This window comes from Peptoniphilus asaccharolyticus DSM 20463, from assembly GCF_900176115.1.
GTDB classification, from domain to species: Bacteria; Bacillota; Clostridia; order Tissierellales; family Peptoniphilaceae; genus Peptoniphilus; species Peptoniphilus asaccharolyticus.
This window is the reverse complement of the sequence record NZ_FWWR01000009.1, coordinates 628297-645569: the sequence shown is the minus strand read 5'-3', so window position 1 is coordinate 645569 and position 17273 is coordinate 628297. Positions and strand designations below refer to the sequence as shown.

Here is a 17273-nt window from a genome sequence, read left to right as displayed (position 1 = left end):
TAAAGAGGAGGCTAATGTCTTCTCTTTTTTTGTACTTAGTATATAATATGATAAAAAGATAAATTGATAAATTTTTTTAGAAAGGAGTCTCTATGAATAAGAATATAAAGAAAATCCTATTTATAATTTTAATAATCTTCGTTGGAAGTTATATACATAGCTTGAATACTAAAATTAGTTTTCTACAAAGAGAAATAGAGAATAATAGATATGAAATTCAGGAAACAAAGAATGAATTACAAAGCTATATAGATAAGAAGTTTGCGATTGTAAAAGATAAGAGCATATATTTTGAAAATATAAATTTAGAAGATAATACTGTAGAGAGTGTTGTCAAATTATTTTTGAAAGATGAATTTAACGATAAAGAAGTTAAAATTGAGGTTAATGGAGCTTATAAGAAAGCTGAATATAAAGATGGATACTATTTATATAGTGAAAGAGTTCCTATAAATAGCAATTTTAATTTGGGTAGGGTGAGTGTTAAGGCAAATGGAATGGAAAAGACAGAAGAAATAAATTTGATTTTGAGTGTACTCAACAATGTCTTGGGAGAATATTATTTTGACACGCCATGGGATAATCTAATTAAAAACAATCTAAAGGATGACTTTTCAGAAATTGATTTTAGAGGAAGAATATCAATGAGTTATAGGGCTAACATGAGCTGCGGAGTTGTGGCTGATAAAATTGATTTTGTAGTTTTTGAAGATGATAAAGAGATTGATAGAAAGACAATAAAATTAAAAGAGTGGCACAATGGATATTTTGACGGAGTTATTGAGAGTGCAAAGTATAAATTTAAAAATGGCTCAAAAGTACAAATTAATTTTGAAGTAGTGGACGGTTATGGTTTTACACATATTATACCTAAATACTACAGTGAGTTAGGAAAAGAAGAAAATACATTAAGAGCGCTGTACCAAATTGTAAAGGATAAAAGTGGAAAATTAATTTAAAAAGAAGACTGTGAGGTCTTCTTTTATTTATTTAGTGAATATATTTTCGATTGTATCTTTTTCTTTTTTGAAATATAAAACGCCATTTTTATTTACCATTGTCAGATGGCCTGTGTGAACCATGTGTTCAATATGGGACATAGTTTCTCCAGTGGCAAACCATTTTTGTGGTTTGGGAAATTCATCCCAATTGTTAGCTCGAATTCTCCATGTGATTTTGGATGAAATTTCTTTTACAGTGTATTCTCTATTTCTATCCATTACTGTCAAAATTTCTTGTAGTCTATTTTTGTGGTGCTCTAAGAGTTGTTCAATCCTCTCCGTAGGATTATCAATTATTTTTCTGTGAGATGAGAATATATAATCTAAATTTAGAGTTTTGAGTTTTAAAAGCGTATTTACGTAAGTGCCCAAGATGTCTGGATATTTAAAACCCCAAAAAGTTATGTTTGGAGTTATTGGATCGAGTACAGTGTCGGCTCCGAATAAAATTTTATGTTCTTTATCATAAAGTCCTATATGACCTGGAGTGTGTCCTTTTAAGTCTATAATTTCAAATTTAAAATCGGCTATCTCTATAATTTCTCCAATCTTTAGTTCATCAAATTCAACGGTGTGTTCAAGTTTAAAATTATATCCAGGGTTATCTGCTATGGTCATTTCGTCTTCATCAACTCCGTAGAGTTGTTTAAAGCCATTCATCATATTCCAATAATCATCTGACACCATAGAATTTATAAATTCTCCATCAGTCTTGCTGACATATACTTTGCAACCTGCATCGCTGAACAAGTTTACTAAACCGGTGTGGTCTGCATGTAGATGGGTGATTATTAACTCCACATTTAGCTCTCTAAGTCCTGCAAGTAAATCTGATTTAGTTTCTGTACGGTTATATCTGGTGTCTATTAGCAGTGTCTTATCTTTTCCTTTAATAATGTATGAATTTATAAATTTTAGTGGGCTATTTGGCAAGGTCACTTCAAAAGTATATATATTTTTAAATATTTCTTTCATATCAAAACTCCTTTAGTAAGTAGTATATCAAATATAAATTTAAAAAGAGGAACAATAAAAGAAAGTATGAAGATTTAAAATTTAGTTTGAATTTATAATTATATGATATAATTTTCTTAGTTTGTTAAGGGGATTGAGATGAATAGAAAAGTATTTAAAAGCGATGTCTATTTAATTTTTGACAAGTTATTAAAGACGAGAAGCTTATCAAAAAATGAATTTGAGTTTTTAATTCTAAATAGAGATTTTGTCTTAGATGATGTGTACCGATCGGCAAAGGCAATTACAAAAAAATTTTTTAATAAAGAAATATATGTTAGAGGACTTATTGAAATTTCAAATTGCTGTAAAAATGACTGTTATTACTGCGGAATAAGGGCTTCTAATAAAAATGTGAATAGATATAGACTTTCTAAAGAGGAGATATTAGATAGTGTAAGGCTTGGCACTGAACTTGGTTTTAAAACTTTTGTTTTGCAAGGTGGCGAAGATGGTGGATTTAAAGACGAAGATTTAATTGACATAATAAAAAATATAAAGACAATTAATCCACAGACTGCCATTACTTTATCTGTCGGAGAAAAGGAATTTGATGTACTTAAAATGTATAGGGAAGCTGGTGCTGATAGGTTTTTGTTGAGACACGAGACTAAAAACAGAGAGCACTATTATAAGCTGCACCCTAAGTCAATGAGTCAAGAGCATAGATTAAAAGTACTTAGAGATTTAAAGACACTTGGATTTCAAACTGGTTCTGGAATAATGGTTGGCTCACCGGGGCAGACCATTGAAAATATAGCGGAAGATTTGGTATTCTTATTGGAATTACAACCTGAGATGGTTGGGATAGGGCCTTTTATACCGGCGCAGGGAACTCCATTTGAAAATGAAGCCAGTGGCTCGGTTGAGATGACAGTGTTTTTGCTATGTATTCTAAGAATTATGTTTCCAAAGGCAAATATACCGGCCACTACATCTCTTGCCACTCTTTCGAAAGAGTGGAGAGATAAGGCCATAGAGTATGCAGCTAATGTATATATGCCAAATATGACTCCGACTTACAGGAGAATGGATTATTCTCTTTATAAAGATAAGGCATGTTTTAAAATAGAAGCAGCGGAAAATTTAGAGGAATTGAAAAAGTTATTTGGAAGTCTGGGATATCGTGTTGTTATGAGCAGAGGAGATTTTAAAGATGTATGATGTAAAAAGTAAAATAGCTACTGAATTTATAGATAATGATGAAATATTAGAGTCATTAAAATATGGAAAGAAGAATAAAGATAATCTTGAACTTCACAGGCAATTATTAGAAAAAGCTAGGAGTTTAAAAGGGCTTGCACATAGAGAAGCAGCAATACTTTTAAACTGTGAAGATAAAGAAATCATTGAAGAGATGAAGACTATAGCAAGAGAGATAAAAGAAAAATTTTATGGAAATAGAATTGTACTCTTTGCTCCACTTTATCTTTCAAATTACTGTGTGAACGGATGTGTGTACTGCCCATATCACAGCAAGAATAAGAGCATACCAAGACTAAAGCTAACCCAAGAAGAGATTAGACAAGAGGTAATAGCTCTACAAGACATGGGGCACAAGAGAATAGCAGTTGAGCTTGGAGAAGATCCAGTAAATAATTCATTAGAATATGTTTTGGAAAGTATAAAGACAATTTACGATACGAAACATAAAAACGGTTCTATTAGAAGAATAAATGTAAATATAGCTGCAACTGACGTGGAAAGCTATAAAAAGTTAAAAGATGCTGGCATTGGAACATATATCCTATTCCAAGAAACATACAATAAAGAAAATTATGAAGCACTTCACCCAACAGGACCTAAGTCAAACTACGCATACCATACAGAAGCCATGGATAGGGCTATGGAAGCTGGTATAGATGATGTTGGTATTGGTGTATTATATGGGCTTGAAAACTATAAGTATGAGCTTGTAGGGCTTCTAATGCACGCTGAACACTTGGAGGCTACATTTGGAGTTGGACCTCATACAATTTCAGTTCCAAGAATATGTCCAGCAGATGATATAGACACAGAAGATTTTAAAGATGCATTAGATGATGAAACTTTTGAAAAGTTAATCGCCCTTATCAGAATAGCAGTTCCTTATACTGGTATGATAATCTCAACAAGAGAATCTATGGAAATGAGAAGAAAGGCATTAGACCTTGGAGTAAGTCAAATTTCAGGTGGTTCAAGGACAGCTGTTGGTGGATATATAAAAGATATAGAGTCTGAATCTGCACAATTTGATGTCTCAGATAAGAGATCATTACAAGAAGTTGTAAATTGGTTGCTTGAACTTGGATACATACCAAGTTTTTGTACGGCTTGCTACAGAGAGGGCAGAACTGGAGACAGATTTATGAGTTTATTAAAGAGTGGGCAAATAGTGAACTGTTGCCATCCAAATGCACTTATAACTCTTGAAGAATACATGTGTGACTATGGAAATGAAAAAACACTTGAAGAAGGAAAGAAAACAATCGAAGAAAATCTAAAAGTGATAAAGAACGATAGAGTTAGAGAGAGAACTAAAGAATACTTGGAGAAAATAAAAAATGGAGAAAGAGATTTTAGATTCTAAGGGGATGAAAACTCCCAAGGGAAATAGAATTCACATAGGCATTTTTGGGAATACAAATTCAGGTAAGTCTACACTTGTAAATTTGCTCACAGGTCAAGAAACTTCTCTTGTCTCCAATGTATCGGGGACGACAACCGATCCGGTTTATAAACCAATGGAAATTCAAGGGGTAGGAGCGACAACCCTAATCGACACAGCCGGATTTGACGACAGTTCAGAACTTGGAGAAAAGAGGATGGAGCGTACTAAAAAAGTTTTAGAAGAGTGCGACATACTTATCTACGTGGAAAGGGACAATCCAAACGACGAACTACTAAACAGCTTAGAGTCTGTAAAAAAACCTTTGATAAAAATAAATAATTCTAATTTAAAAAGAGATGGATATATCAAATTTAATAAAGAGGAAATTTTATTAAAGATAAGAGAAGTTGCAAAAGATTTGATAGGGGAAAGGCCTCTATTAGATGGGCTGTTATTTGGTGGAGAAGCTGTAGTGTTGGTAATGCCACAAGACCTACAAGCTCCTAAGGGCAGACTGATTTTGCCACAAGTTCAAACAATGAGGGCGCTCCTCGACTTAGGGTGTTCTGTTTTTTCTTGCAAGACAGATGACTTAGAAAGGACTTTAAATCTTTTAAAAGACGAACCTGACATGATAATAACAGATTCGCAAGTCTTTGCAGAAGTATATAAACTAAAACCTGAAAACTCTAAGATAACTTCATTTTCCATATTAATGGCAAGAGCAAAGGGCGATATAGAAGAGCTTGTAAAAGGTGCTAATCAAATAGATCTATTAAATGAGAACTCAAAAGTATTGATATCAGAAGCTTGTACACATGCTCCACTTGAAGAAGACATAGGCAGAATAAAAATCCCAAAGATGCTAAGAGCTAAGTATGGAGAGATGCAAATAGATTTTTCAAGAGGGCTTGATTTTCCAAGCGAGTTGGACTACGACTTAATAATTATGTGTGGAAGTTGTATGTTTAACAGAGCAAGGGTTATGAGCAGAATTCAAAAGGCACAGATTTCCAACATACCAGTTACAAACTATGGACTCACTATTTCAAAGTTAAAGGGTATTTTGGATAAGGTGGAGTATTAGACTATATAAAAGAGAGGGGAATAAAAATTGAAAAATTATAGCTTTGGTTTAGTAATCTTGCTGATGGGAATTATATTTTATTTTACTGATTTATTTAGTAGACATACGCAAATAATTTTTGGTTTTTTATTTCTTATATATCTTGGCTATTTAACTTATAAATATTTTAAAGAGTTAAAAATAAAAAATAGTTTAAAAAAGTGAGTTTGAAATTGCTTTTTTTGTTGCAAAATACAAGTCTTTGTGTTAATATACCAAGAGTAACCGCACGAACTAGGTGCAAAATTTAATTACCTATTAGGCGAGTCTTAAAAATGAGGAGGTGCTACAAGTGTACGCAGTAATTGAAACAGGTGGTAAACAATACCAAGTAAAAGTTGGCGATAAGGTAAAAGTTGAAAAATTAGACGTTGAAGAAGGCGCTAATGTAAGTTTTGACAAAGTCCTAATCGTTGGTGGAGAAACTACAAAAATCGGTAAACCTTACGTTGAAGGAGCTAAAGTAGAAGCTAAAGTTCTTGCACAAGCTAAGGATAAGAAAATTGTTGTTTTCAAATACAAATCAAAGAAGAACGAAAGAAAAAGAAGAGGACACAGACAACCATACACATTAGTAGAAATCAGTGCTATTAACTAATGGTTGAGGTAACTCTCTATAGAGAAAATAATTTATATTTTGGTTTCAAATCTACAGGTCATGCAGATTATGGAGATTCTGAGTATGATATAGTTTGTGCGGGAGTTTCTATTCTCACTCAAACGCTATATTTTCAAGCGATAAACAATTTGGGTATTGCAGAAGAAGATATATACGATGAACAGGACTCAGGATATTTAAAAATTATTTTCAAAAATAAATCTGATTATAAAAAAATGCAAGACAGTTTCTTGTTTTTAAAAGAAGGAATAAGCTTGCTTGAAAAAAATTACTCAGAGCATGTAATGCTTAAAGTAGATAACAACTCACAGGAGGTGGGATAATGATAAAGTTTGATTTACAGTTATTCTCTTCTAAGAAGGGTGTAGGTTCATCAAAGAACGGTCGTGATTCTAATTCTAAGAGACTTGGAGTTAAGAGAAGTGACGGACAACCTGTACTTAGCGGCAACATTATTGTAAGACAAAGAGGTACTAAGTTCCATCCGGGACTAAACGTTATGCGTGGTAACGATGATACACTATTTGCAACAGCAGATGGAGTAGTTAAATTCGAAACTAAAGGCAGAGGTAACAAAAAGATAGTTAGCGTTTACGCTTAAACACAAAAGTCGTAGAAACCTACGGCTTTTTTTCTTAGAAATATTATAGAAATCTTAGCTTTAACTTAACAAGTTTGGTTAGATTTAGATGATATAATTAAAGAGTGATGAAATATGTTTATAGATAGAGCAGAGATAAAATTACAAGCAGGTCATGGCGGAGATGGAGCTGTGGCTTGGAGAAGAGAAAAATATGAGCCAGCTGGAGGACCTGCCGGAGGAAACGGAGGCCGTGGTGGCGACATCATAATTAGAACAGACTCAGGTCTTCATACTCTTATGGACTTTAGATATCAAAGAGTTTACAAAGCTGAAAGCGGCGGAAACGGAATGAACAAACTAAAGTTTGGTAAAGATGGAGAAAATATAGTCTTGCGTGTTCCAGTTGGTACTCTTGTAAAAGATGCAAAATCAGGTGGTGTAATTGTCGATTTAAAAAATGTTGACGATGAATATACGATTTGTAAAGGTGGCCGTGGAGGAAAGGGTAATGCTAAATTTACCACTTCTACAAGACAAGCTCCTTCTTTTGCACAAGCTGGTACAAGAGGAGAAGAAAGAGAAGTAATTTTAGAGTTGAAGATGCTTGCAGACGTTGGGTTAGTAGGTTTTCCAAATGTTGGGAAGTCAACTATGCTATCAGTTGTGACAGCAGCTAAACCTAAGATTGCAAACTATCACTTCACTACTCTTACACCAAATCTTGGTGTTGTGAGCCTTGGAAGTGAAATGAGTTTTGTACTTGCCGATATACCGGGTCTTATAGAAGGCGCTAGTGAAGGTATCGGACTTGGAGATGAATTCTTAAAGCATGTTGAGAGAACTAAGGTGCTTATACATGTAATAGATGCTTCAGGTCAAGAAGGTAGAGATCCTATTGAAGATTTTTACAAGATTAATGAAGAATTAAAAAATTATAATGAAAGACTTTCACAAAAGAAGCAAATTATATTTTTAAATAAGACAGATATACCAGGTGGTGAAGAAAATGTTGAGAGAGTTAAAGAAGAATTATCAGATTATAAAATCTTTACTGGTTCAGCAGCAACTACCGAAAATCTTAATGAACTTATGAAAGCTGTTTATACAGAACTTCAAAATGTAGAAGAAGAGTATGAAACATATGATGAAGTGCACGTTGAAGAAGAAGTTCGTGAAGAGGGAATCAAGGTATATACTGAAAACGGTGAGTATATTGTAGATGGACCTTATATAGACAAATTGTTGAGGTCTACTAATTTCGAAGATAGAGATTCACTTCGTTATTTCCAAGAAAACTTGAGAAAGAACGGAGTAGTAGATAAACTTAAAGAACTTGGAGTAGGCGAAGGTGATTCAGTATTCATCGGAGACTACGAATTTGAGTTCTTTGAATAGGAGAAAAATGTTAACAGGTAAACAAAGATCATATTTAAAGTCTATTGCCAACACTTTAAATCCATTAATTCAAGTTGGCAAGGGTGGAATTGGAGATGGAATGCTATCTCAAATAGATAAGAGCTTAGAAGACCATGAATTGGTAAAGATAACAGTACTAAAAAATTCACCCGTGGAAGCAAGAGAAATTGTGGAAGAGATATTAGATGCTACAAATGCTGAGTTTGTGCAACAAATAGGAAATAAACTTACTATTTATAGAGAATCTAAGGAAAACAAAAAAATAGAATTATAAGGTTAAGCTAATGAAAAAGTATGGCATAATGGGTGGGACTTTCAATCCTATACATCTTGGACATTTAATGATAAGTGAATATATTAGAGAGGATATGCAGTTGAACGAAATAATATTTGTTCCAACTGGCAATCCTCCTCATAAGAAGACCACTGATGCAGAGCTTAGATATAGAATGGTGGAGCTTGCAGTTGAAGAAAATCAATATTTTTCAATATCAGATATCGAAGTTAGAAATAGCGATATAAGCTACACAGTAGACACTATAACAAAGCTTGAAAAGGAATTAGATGGCAAAATTTATTTTATAATCGGTTCGGACACTTTATTTCAGTTAAAGACATGGAAGAAAATAGATTTGCTATTTGAAAAAGTCGAATTTATATGTGCAATACGTCCGGAATATGTATCCACTCAAATATTGGATTTGGAACTTAAATATTTAAAGCAAAAATATAAAGCTGAAATCCATATAGTTGAAACTCCTCTTTATGAAATTTCATCAACTGATTTGAGAAATAGAATTTCTAAAGGCAAGTCAGTGAAGTATCTCATTCCAGACAAGGTTATAGACTATATAAAAGAGAAGGAATTGTACAAGTGATAGAAAAATATAGAGATGAAATTATTTCGCTAATAGGTGAAAAGAGATTTGAACATACCATAAGAGTTTCAGAAGAAGCTCAAAAACTTGCTATAGCACATGGAGTGGATCCTGAAAAGGCAAAAATAGCCGGAATGCTTCACGATTGTGCTAAGATAAGAGATTTAGATAAACTCTTGGAAAAATGTAGAGAGTACAATTTTGAGTTAACTCATGATATGCACTACTCACCTCAAATAATACATTCTTTTTTAGGAGCAGAAATAGCAAATAAAAGATATGGTATAGACGATATTGAAATTTTAGATGCAATAAGATTTCACACCACTGGCAGAGCTAATATGAGTATGCTAGAAAAAGTTATATATTTAGCAGATTATATAGAGCCTATGCGAAATTTTGATGGAGTTGAAAGAGCTCGCAAGTTGAGTTATGAAGACATCGACTTGGCTATGCTTGAAAGTTTAAATAATACAATTTTATTTTTGGCAAATAAGATGAATTATATTGCAAAATATACATTTGATGCTAGAAATTATCTATTGGAGATGAAAAATGGCAAGGTTTTTTAAAGCATTTTTTGCTACATTGTTAATTCTTATTATTATCTTTGTAGGTTCAATTGGATATTTTATATTAAAAAACCATATTGAAAATCCTAGTGATTTCTTTAATGAAGTTTTTAACGATAGTAATAAAAGAGAAACTTTTGTAGTTATGGGAGTGGACGTAAAGGATGTAAAAAACATTGAAAATGGCACACGTTCAGATACCATGATGATAGTTAGCATGAATACTGAGACAGGACAAACAGATATAATTTCCGTTCCTCGTGATACTTATGCTAAAATAGAAGGACATGGAAGACAAAAATTAAATCATTCATTCAATTTTGGTGGTCCTAAATTGACTCTTCAAACTATAAATGATACTTTGGGGACAGAGATTGAAAACTATGTTGTAGTTGACTATGGCTTTGTAAAAAAAGTTACAGATGTAGTAGACGGAGTGGAAGTGGATGTTCCAATGGACATGAAATACAACGATGAATGGTCTGATCCACCTTTACACATAGATCTTAAAAAGGGACTTCAAACTTTAAATGGAGAAGAAGCAATTCAGTTTTTGAGATTTAGAAAAGGTTATGCAAACCAAGATTTAGGAAGAGTGGAAGCTCAACAACAATTTGCAGGGGCATTCCTAGCAAAGTTGAAAGAACCTAAGACTTGGCTTAAAGCACCACTTTTATTACAAGCATATGAGCAATATACCGATACCAATATGCCTTTTTCAACTGTAATAAAGTTGGGTAAGAATGTTGGGAACTTTAAAATGGAAAATATAGAAAAACATACTTTACCAGGTAGAGCAGGGTATAAGAATAAAATTTCTTATTTCTTTTTAGATGAGAAAGGTACAGAGAAATTGCTTAGAGAATTAGATTTAAAGCAAGGAGAATAAATGATAAACAAGAAACTTGAAATTATAAAAAATGCATGTGAAGATAAAAAAGGTATGGATATTCAAGTTTTGGATATTCAAGAGATGTCAGGTATTGCAGAATACTTTGTCATAGCAAGTGGAAATTCATCAAACCAAGTTTCTGCAATAGCAGATGAAGTTGAAGATAAGATGGCAGAAGCTGGATTTGAACCTACTAACAAAGAAGGTAGAAATTCAATGAGGTGGATTCTATTAGATTTTGATGATATAATAGTACATGTATTCCACAAGGATGAAAGGGAATATTATAACATCGAAAGACTTTGGTCTAATAGTGACAACTTTAAGGATAAGGGGGACATATGAAAATAATTCAAACAGAAAAGGCACCTGCAGCAGTAGGTCCATATTCACAAGGTACAATTGTTGGTAATTTAGTATTTACTTCAGGACAACTTCCATTAGTTCCAGAAACAGGTGAATTAGTAACTGATGACATCAAAAAAGCAACTCAACAAAGTTTAGATAACGTAAAAGCTATCGTTGAAGAAGCTGGATCAAGCGTTGATAAGATTGTTAAAGTTAATATCTTTTTAGATAACATAGCTGATTTTGCAGCAGTAAACGAAGTTTATACTGAATTCTTTGGAGATCACAAACCAGCTAGATCTTGTGTAGAAGTTGGAAAACTTCCTAAAAATGGTCTTCTTGAAATAGAAGCAATAGCTGAATTATAATTTACTTAAGTAGAGCCTTTTAAAGGCTCTATTTTTTATATACTACAATTAGAATATAAAATCTAATTGTAAACTGGATGGCAAATATGGCTATAGTAAAGTAGAAAATATTTTTTGGGTTTTGACACCAAATTTATGAATTTTTAAATTTACAACACTAAATTATATTATAACATTTAAATAAAATTATTAACAGACTATTCATATAGATATATTTATGGTAATACTATTATTAGTAATAAATATAGGACACTTGTATTAAGGAGGAGATTCCATTGTACATATTAAAAGAAAGATAAAAAAACAATAAGATGTAAACTTTGAAAGGAGAATGAAATGTTAAAATATTATAAATTCAATAAAACAGTTTCCGCTTTTTTATTAGCTATATAATACAAGTTTTTGTACCAGCCATGGTTTTTGCTAGCAATAGTGACACAGTTATGGAAGAAAATTATTCAAAAGTTGAATATGGGGATGGTAGAAATGTAGTTGAGGCTTACTCTGAAGATGGTAAAGAATACATTCGAGGATATATTGATGGTGTTTTAGATAAAGTTGCGATAGTAGATGATTCAACAATAAATGTTGAACAGTATGATAGCTCACATAATAAGGTGGCTACATACAATTTAAGTGCAGGGGGCAATTTAGGTAGAGCTACTTTTTTATCACATAACAATTCGACAGCCTATAAAAATTATTATATAGATGTATCATGTAGTGAAACTACAATTAATACTTCTTATCAAATAAACACTAAAGAAGCTGCTATAGTAGATGTAGTTTCTATTCTTGCTGGTGGTCTAAATTTAACAGGGGCAATTGCGAATAGAGTATTAGCCGGTATTCTTCAAAGTGCTGGAATAACTATAGCAGGGGGATTTATAAAAGGAGTTTTATCTACAAATGTTAATGCGAGAGTTACAACATATTATATTAGAGGAAAAGATTCAAGAGGAATGGGTTCAGGGTCTTTAACAGGACACAAATATTATGTGACAGATCAAAAATATCATACAGGAGAAACATATTATGACGGATATAATAGTAATATGTGGGGAAATCATAGAATTTCTAATGCACTGAGTTCGCAGATATATCCTAATCTACAATACGCCCTTGAATTGATTAGTGAAAGATAAAATGAATGAAAATAAGAAAAAATACTTACTATTAACCTTAACATATATTATCCTAAATATAGGATTAATTTCTAAATCTAATGTTATAATAGCTATTTCATTACTATTCATAGCTTTGACACTGCTAATCTTAAAAAGATTTGGGGATATAAGCTTAAATAAATTAGCTATTTTAGAAATAGTATTTATCGGGCTTATTCCAATGAGTTATTATATTTCTATGAATTTAGAAAATATTAAATATAGATTAATTATTTCTATTTTTAATACTATAGTGTTAGTAGGTATAATTTTAAGGCATATGATAATATCAAAGAAGGCAAGAAATAAAAAATAAATATGAATAATAACTGAGAGTACTATTTTAAAGGATTATTTAGTATACTCAGTTTATTCATCTATTAAAGATATCGTTAAAAGTTTTTTTATTAGTTATATCAGTTTTAAAAAAATTTGTTTTTATACATACATATTCTGTAGAATAGATTATATTATTTTCTTCTTTAGTTATTAAATATTTTTTATTTTCAATTATTACTAGCATATCTTCCCAAAAAGTAGAATTATTAAAAGCTGAAAATTTAAATTCTCCGTGATTTTTAAGCAACTTTATGCAAGTAAATTAAGTTGTTGCTTGTTATAATCATATTCAATAAGAGCATTAATATCAATGTTTAATAACACTAAATTATAAAGTAATTCTTTTTGAGATACTGAATATTCAAACCAATTAAAATTAGACAATTTATATTTTTCAAGTTCACGATATAAAAATTTTATTAAATTTAGGTCGCCATGTAGATGTTATTTAGTGATTTCATATAATCTATTAATAGAAGTGAATAAGGACTAATTAATACTATATATAAAATAAAGGGGCTGTTGCAGAATAGGTAAATCTATTCTCCTCATCCTCTTTTTTATTAAATATTTAAATTTAGCCATTGTATTTGTTGTTTAAAATAATTTTTAAGACAGGTTTATCTCGTTTTTTCTTAAAATTGGGTACACTTAATAAAGCTATACTTTTTGAAATTTTTTTCTTAAGCAGCTTTGTATTTTATGATTTCTAAGTTATTTTTTATTATTTTTGAAGCTAATTTATTTAGGAATGGATTTAATGTATATATGCAATTTGGATGGTGCGATATGTTTTATCCTATGATAAATCCTGATGCACTTGCTAGTTGTATGTTGTATACCGGTTTTAGTTGACCATTTTTCATATGGTCTTTTTTCATTCGCATAAATGTTGAATCATAATCTGTTTTTGAGTATGAGTTTCTATTCTCTCCCATTATTTCTAGATGTTCTTTGTATTTTTCAAACTTTTCTTTCCAGTCTTTTAGCATTTCACAATCTCGTTGAATTTGTTTTTTCTTTTTCCTTGTCCATATACAAATTCTATATTTTTATCTATACATTCTTTTGCAATTGAGTTAAAAACTGTTCTTACTACTTCAAGGACTTCTTCTGCTGTTGAATTTTCATTAAGTCCTAAGTGTTTTATAGCTTTAATTCTTAGCTTTTCTTGATATTTTTCAATACTTCCTCTCCATACAAAGCTATATCTATTTGCATAGGCTTCTATCTTTGTTCCATCTATGTATATGCTTGATAGGTCTATTTGTTTTTCTTCTATTAATATTTTGACCATTTGATTAAGTAGATCTGGAGTTAGTTTTAGTATTTTTTGTATAAATCTATTTATTGTGCTATGGTCAGGTGCTTGTTCTTCATTGAGTAAGTATTTTATTCTTAGATCATATTTACAAGATTTTTCTATTTCTCTTGATGAGAGTATTCCTTCTGAATAGCAATATATTAGTATTTCTAGCATTGTTACCGGGTTTACAGTTGGCTTTCTTCCGTATGATGAGTAGACTTTTTTTAGTTCTGATAGATTCATCCTTTCGATTATATTTTTTACAAGTCTTAATTTTACATCATCTTGGATATATATTTCTGTATTAAAGTTTAATTTTAATTGTATTGTGTCATTAACTAGTGTATATTAGTTAATGATGATGTATTTTTATTTTTTTCATAAATACATTTTATCAAAAAAGACGAGGATTTTTTAGTTTCCTCGTCTTTTTTATTTTAGGACTTTTGCAACAGCCCCTTTGATATTTTCTTTAAAAGTATATAATACATTTATTCAAAAAATTCTGCAGGATCAGCTTTTTCATCATGTGTCTTGATTGGCTTGAAAGTTATACGCGCTATGTTGAATGCATGGTCCCCAATTCTTTCAAGCGTACCGATGATGTCTACAAAAAGAGAAGTTTCAACAGTGGCCTTTACGTGTCTTGTAGTAAGTCTGTTAAAGTGAGACTCTCTCAATCTGTATTCTAATTGATTTAATTTGTTTTCATCATCTTTCATTGTGTCGTATAGAGATATATCATTAGTTTTAAAGACATCAACCGCATTGATATATATTTTGCTAATTAAATCATATACATCTCTTAACTCTTCTATTGCATCTTCACTAATCTTTTCTCCGGCATCAAAAATCATTGCATAGTATTCAGCTAAGTTTTGAGCCAAGTCAGAAATTCTTTCAAAATTTTTCTGAACTTGTAAATCAACTGAATATTCAAGAATCATATCAGAAGATAGATTTTCTTTGGATATTTTTAGAAGATAGGTTGCTATTTCCGTATCTTGTGCATTCACAATATCTTCAATTTGATTTACTTTTTCGAAATATTTTCTATCTCCAGTTTCTAAATACTGTTGAGATGTTTGAAGAGTTTGAAGAGCAAGTGTAGAAGCAGACTCTATGGCAAGTCTAGCTTGTTTAAGGGCTCCGGCTGGGAAGTTCTTAATCATTTGTTCATCAAATTCAACTTTACCGTAATCAATGGCCAATTCATCTTTACCAGGCATTAACTTATCAAGTACTTCACCAAATTTGGAAATAAATGGTAAGAATATAAGCATACCTAAGAAGTTAAACATGAAGTGTCCAACAGCTATAGTCATCATCTTGTTAAGTTCAAATTTTTCGGTAATGAACAATAAAAGATGATAGTAAGGTGTTATTAAAATTAAAAATACTATAGATACTCCAACGTTAAATATAATGTGGAATAGAGAAGTTTTCTTAGCGGAAACAGTACCACCGATAGAAGCTAAAAGAGCTGTGATAGTAGTACCGATGTTGGCACCGAATACCAAACCAAGAGATGCTTTTAAAGTTAGGGCATCAGTTTGATATAGGGATTGAACAATACCTACGATAGCACTGGAAGATTGAATTATACCAGTTACAATAGCTCCGACAATAGCACCTAAGACTGGTGTTGTTGACATTTCTACTACAAAAGATTCAAATCCTGCAATGTTTTTTAAATCTTTTAGAGCTCCACCCATCATATTAAGACCGATAAATAGTAGACCGAATCCTATTATTATTTCACCCGCATAAGTGCTTTTCTTTTTTGTTGCCAACATATAGATTAAAACACCAATCAAGATAATAAAATAGGCTAAGTAGTCTAAATCAAAACCGATAAGTATAGCAGTTACTGTAGTACCGATGTTGGCACCAAGAGTTATACCTATGGCTTGTTTAAGATTCATAAGTCCGGATCTAACCAAACTTATAGCGATTACTGTAGTGGCTGATGATGATTGCATTATACCCGTCATGAGTATACCGACAAATATTGCGCTGATTGGAGAAGAAGTATATTTTTCAATGTAACTTCTAATTTTAGTTCCAGCAAAATTTGTCAAACCATCTCCCATAAGTTTAATACCATATAGGAAAAGTGCTAGACCTCCTGCTATTAATTGCCAATTAATTTCAGCAAGAGTAATTGTTTGATCCATTAAATTCCTCCAACTAATTTATTATAAACATAACCTTTATAATTATAGCAAATTTTAGACTTGTGAACCATTTAAAATAGAAAATAGCTTTACTTTTTTTAACAAACATGTTATTTTATTAACAAATAGAAAAACATTTTCATATTTCTTCAGAGCGAGGTGCAATTCCTCACCGGTGGTGATAGTCCACGAGTCGAAAGATTGAATCGGTGAAATTCCGATACCGACGGTATAGTCCGGATGGGAGAAGAATATTTAGGGGAGATAATTATATTTTCACGCTCTTGTGGATTTATAATTGTTTTGTCTTAATTTGTCATCCATCTGGAGCTCTAAGAGCTTCGGTTTTTTTGTGTAGAAATTATGATTTTGTTTCATTTAATGTAATGAGAATTTTAGAGGGAAATTATTCAGCAAAGGGAAGTAAAGTTGCAATTGTAGCCAGTAGATTTAATGAATTTATAACATCTGAGCTATTCGGGGGAGCGGTGGATTGTTTAAAAAGACATGAATTAGAAGAAGAAAATATAACAGTATGTTGGGTGCTGGGAGCATTTGAGATACCACTTTTCGCACAAAAATTGGCCAATACACAAAATTATGATGGCATTTATATGTCTTGGAGTAGTAATAAGAGGTAGTACACCACACTTCGATTATGTATGTAGTGAAGTTTCAAAAGGCGTGGCGAAGATATCTTTGGATACAAACTTGCCAGTTGCATTTGGAGTTCTCACAACAGAATCTATAGAGCAGGCCATAGAAAGAGCGGGAACAAAAGCGGGAAACAAAGGATACGATGCTGCAATGACAGTTATAGAATCAATTAATCTGTTGAAAGAAATAGAAAACATATAAAAAGGAGCTACATAGCTCCT

20 protein-coding genes, 1 pseudogene, 1 riboswitch and 1 other annotated feature are annotated in these 17273 nt (G+C 31.6%); of the genes and pseudogenes, 17 read left to right on the top strand and 4 right to left on the bottom strand.

Going from position 1 to position 17273, the window contains the following annotated elements; all coding sequences use genetic code 11:
* Positions 1 to 92 precede the first annotated feature (92 nt).
* Positions 93 to 959, top strand: a complete 867-nt coding sequence (locus tag B8869_RS03825) for a hypothetical protein (protein ID WP_084230394.1) — start codon at positions 93 to 95, stop codon at positions 957 to 959.
* Positions 960 to 986: 27 nt separating this feature from the next.
* Here the strand turns inward: B8869_RS03825 and B8869_RS03820 are convergent, their stop codons facing one another.
* A complete protein-coding gene (locus tag B8869_RS03820) occupies positions 987 to 1976 on the bottom strand; it encodes an MBL fold metallo-hydrolase (RefSeq protein ID WP_084230393.1) in 990 nt (329 codons plus the stop codon).
* A 138-nt stretch (positions 1977 to 2114) separates the two neighbouring features.
* Here B8869_RS03820 and hydE point away from each other — a divergent pair, with 138 nt between their 5' ends.
* The 15 genes from hydE to B8869_RS03745 all read left to right on the top strand — a co-directional run bounded on the left by hydE (position 2115) and on the right by B8869_RS03745 (position 12889).
* Positions 2115 to 3179: a [FeFe] hydrogenase H-cluster radical SAM maturase HydE gene (hydE, locus tag B8869_RS03815; RefSeq protein WP_084230392.1), complete on the top strand. Its 1065-nt coding sequence runs from the start codon at positions 2115 to 2117 to the stop codon at positions 3177 to 3179.
* A complete protein-coding gene (gene hydG / locus B8869_RS03810; RefSeq protein ID WP_084230391.1) occupies positions 3172 to 4584 on the top strand; it encodes a [FeFe] hydrogenase H-cluster radical SAM maturase HydG in 1413 nt (470 codons plus the stop codon). Before hydE ends, hydG begins: the two co-directional genes overlap by 8 nt.
* On the top strand, positions 4559 to 5692 hold the full coding sequence (gene hydF / locus B8869_RS03805; protein WP_084230390.1) for a [FeFe] hydrogenase H-cluster maturation GTPase HydF: 1134 nt from the start codon (positions 4559 to 4561) through the stop codon (positions 5690 to 5692). Before hydG ends, hydF begins: the two co-directional genes overlap by 26 nt.
* 252 nt (positions 5693 to 5944) lie before the next feature.
* Positions 5945 to 6011: a sequence feature (ribosomal protein L21 leader region), on the top strand.
* Positions 6012 to 6023: 12 nt separating this feature from the next.
* Positions 6024 to 6329 carry a 50S ribosomal protein L21 gene (rplU, locus tag B8869_RS03800; protein WP_084230389.1) on the top strand — a complete coding sequence of 102 codons (306 nt, stop codon included), beginning with the start codon at positions 6024 to 6026 and terminating at the stop codon, positions 6327 to 6329.
* On the top strand, positions 6329 to 6673 hold the full coding sequence (locus B8869_RS03795) for a ribosomal-processing cysteine protease Prp (protein ID WP_084230388.1): 345 nt from the start codon (positions 6329 to 6331) through the stop codon (positions 6671 to 6673). Before rplU ends, B8869_RS03795 begins: the two co-directional genes overlap by 1 nt.
* Entirely contained in the window at positions 6673 to 6951 is a 279-nt protein-coding gene (gene rpmA, locus B8869_RS03790; protein ID WP_004821442.1) for a 50S ribosomal protein L27, read from the top strand. The genes B8869_RS03795 and rpmA overlap by 1 nt, the downstream gene beginning before the upstream one ends.
* 114 nt (positions 6952 to 7065) lie before the next feature.
* The gene (obgE, locus tag B8869_RS03785; protein WP_084230387.1) at positions 7066 to 8328 is read left to right on the top strand and encodes a GTPase ObgE; all 1263 of its coding nucleotides are present in this window, start codon (positions 7066 to 7068) and stop codon (positions 8326 to 8328) included.
* Positions 8329 to 8335: 7 nt separating this feature from the next.
* Positions 8336 to 8623, top strand: coding sequence for a ribosome assembly RNA-binding protein YhbY (yhbY, locus tag B8869_RS03780; protein WP_084230386.1), 288 nt, complete (start codon positions 8336 to 8338; stop codon positions 8621 to 8623).
* A 10-nt stretch (positions 8624 to 8633) separates the two neighbouring features.
* Complete coding sequence (gene nadD, locus B8869_RS03775; protein ID WP_084230385.1) at positions 8634 to 9227, top strand: nicotinate-nucleotide adenylyltransferase; 594 nt, start codon at positions 8634 to 8636, stop codon at positions 9225 to 9227.
* A complete protein-coding gene (gene yqeK, locus B8869_RS03770; RefSeq protein WP_084230384.1) occupies positions 9224 to 9799 on the top strand; it encodes a bis(5'-nucleosyl)-tetraphosphatase (symmetrical) YqeK in 576 nt (191 codons plus the stop codon). The genes nadD and yqeK overlap by 4 nt, the downstream gene beginning before the upstream one ends.
* Positions 9783 to 10688 (top strand): LCP family protein, encoded by a 906-nt coding sequence (locus tag B8869_RS03765; RefSeq protein WP_084230383.1) that lies wholly within the window; start codon positions 9783 to 9785, stop codon positions 10686 to 10688. The genes yqeK and B8869_RS03765 overlap by 17 nt, the downstream gene beginning before the upstream one ends.
* The gene (gene rsfS, locus B8869_RS03760; protein WP_084230382.1) at positions 10689 to 11036 is read left to right on the top strand and encodes a ribosome silencing factor; all 348 of its coding nucleotides are present in this window, start codon (positions 10689 to 10691) and stop codon (positions 11034 to 11036) included.
* Positions 11033 to 11407: a RidA family protein gene (locus B8869_RS03755; protein WP_004821457.1), complete on the top strand. Its 375-nt coding sequence runs from the start codon at positions 11033 to 11035 to the stop codon at positions 11405 to 11407. Before rsfS ends, B8869_RS03755 begins: the two co-directional genes overlap by 4 nt.
* A gap of 443 nt (positions 11408 to 11850) precedes the next feature.
* On the top strand, positions 11851 to 12552 hold the full coding sequence (locus B8869_RS03750) for a hypothetical protein (protein WP_084230381.1): 702 nt from the start codon (positions 11851 to 11853) through the stop codon (positions 12550 to 12552).
* A gap of 1 nt (position 12553) precedes the next feature.
* The gene (locus tag B8869_RS03745; RefSeq protein WP_084230380.1) at positions 12554 to 12889 is read left to right on the top strand and encodes a hypothetical protein; all 336 of its coding nucleotides are present in this window, start codon (positions 12554 to 12556) and stop codon (positions 12887 to 12889) included.
* Between the two features lie 817 nt (positions 12890 to 13706).
* On the opposite strand, the gene B8869_RS11690 is transcribed toward B8869_RS03745, so the two are convergent.
* The 3 genes from B8869_RS11690 to B8869_RS03725 all read right to left on the bottom strand — a co-directional run bounded on the left by B8869_RS11690 (position 13707) and on the right by B8869_RS03725 (position 16395).
* A complete protein-coding gene (locus B8869_RS11690) occupies positions 13707 to 13904 on the bottom strand; it encodes a hypothetical protein (RefSeq protein WP_084230378.1) in 198 nt (65 codons plus the stop codon).
* Complete coding sequence (locus tag B8869_RS11685) at positions 13898 to 14461, bottom strand: transposase (RefSeq protein WP_200805945.1); 564 nt, start codon at positions 14459 to 14461, stop codon at positions 13898 to 13900. Before B8869_RS11685 ends, B8869_RS11690 begins: the two co-directional genes overlap by 7 nt.
* Positions 14462 to 14709: 248 nt before the next feature.
* Positions 14710 to 16395 carry a Na/Pi cotransporter family protein gene (locus B8869_RS03725; protein WP_084230377.1) on the bottom strand — a complete coding sequence of 562 codons (1686 nt, stop codon included), beginning with the start codon at positions 16393 to 16395 and terminating at the stop codon, positions 14710 to 14712.
* Positions 16396 to 16536: 141 nt separating this feature from the next.
* Positions 16537 to 16651, top strand: a riboswitch (FMN riboswitch).
* 130 nt (positions 16652 to 16781) lie between these two features.
* Here B8869_RS03725 and ribH point away from each other — a divergent pair.
* Positions 16782 to 17253, top strand: a pseudogene (ribH, locus tag B8869_RS03720) (6,7-dimethyl-8-ribityllumazine synthase).
* Positions 17254 to 17273: the final 20 nt, after the last annotated feature.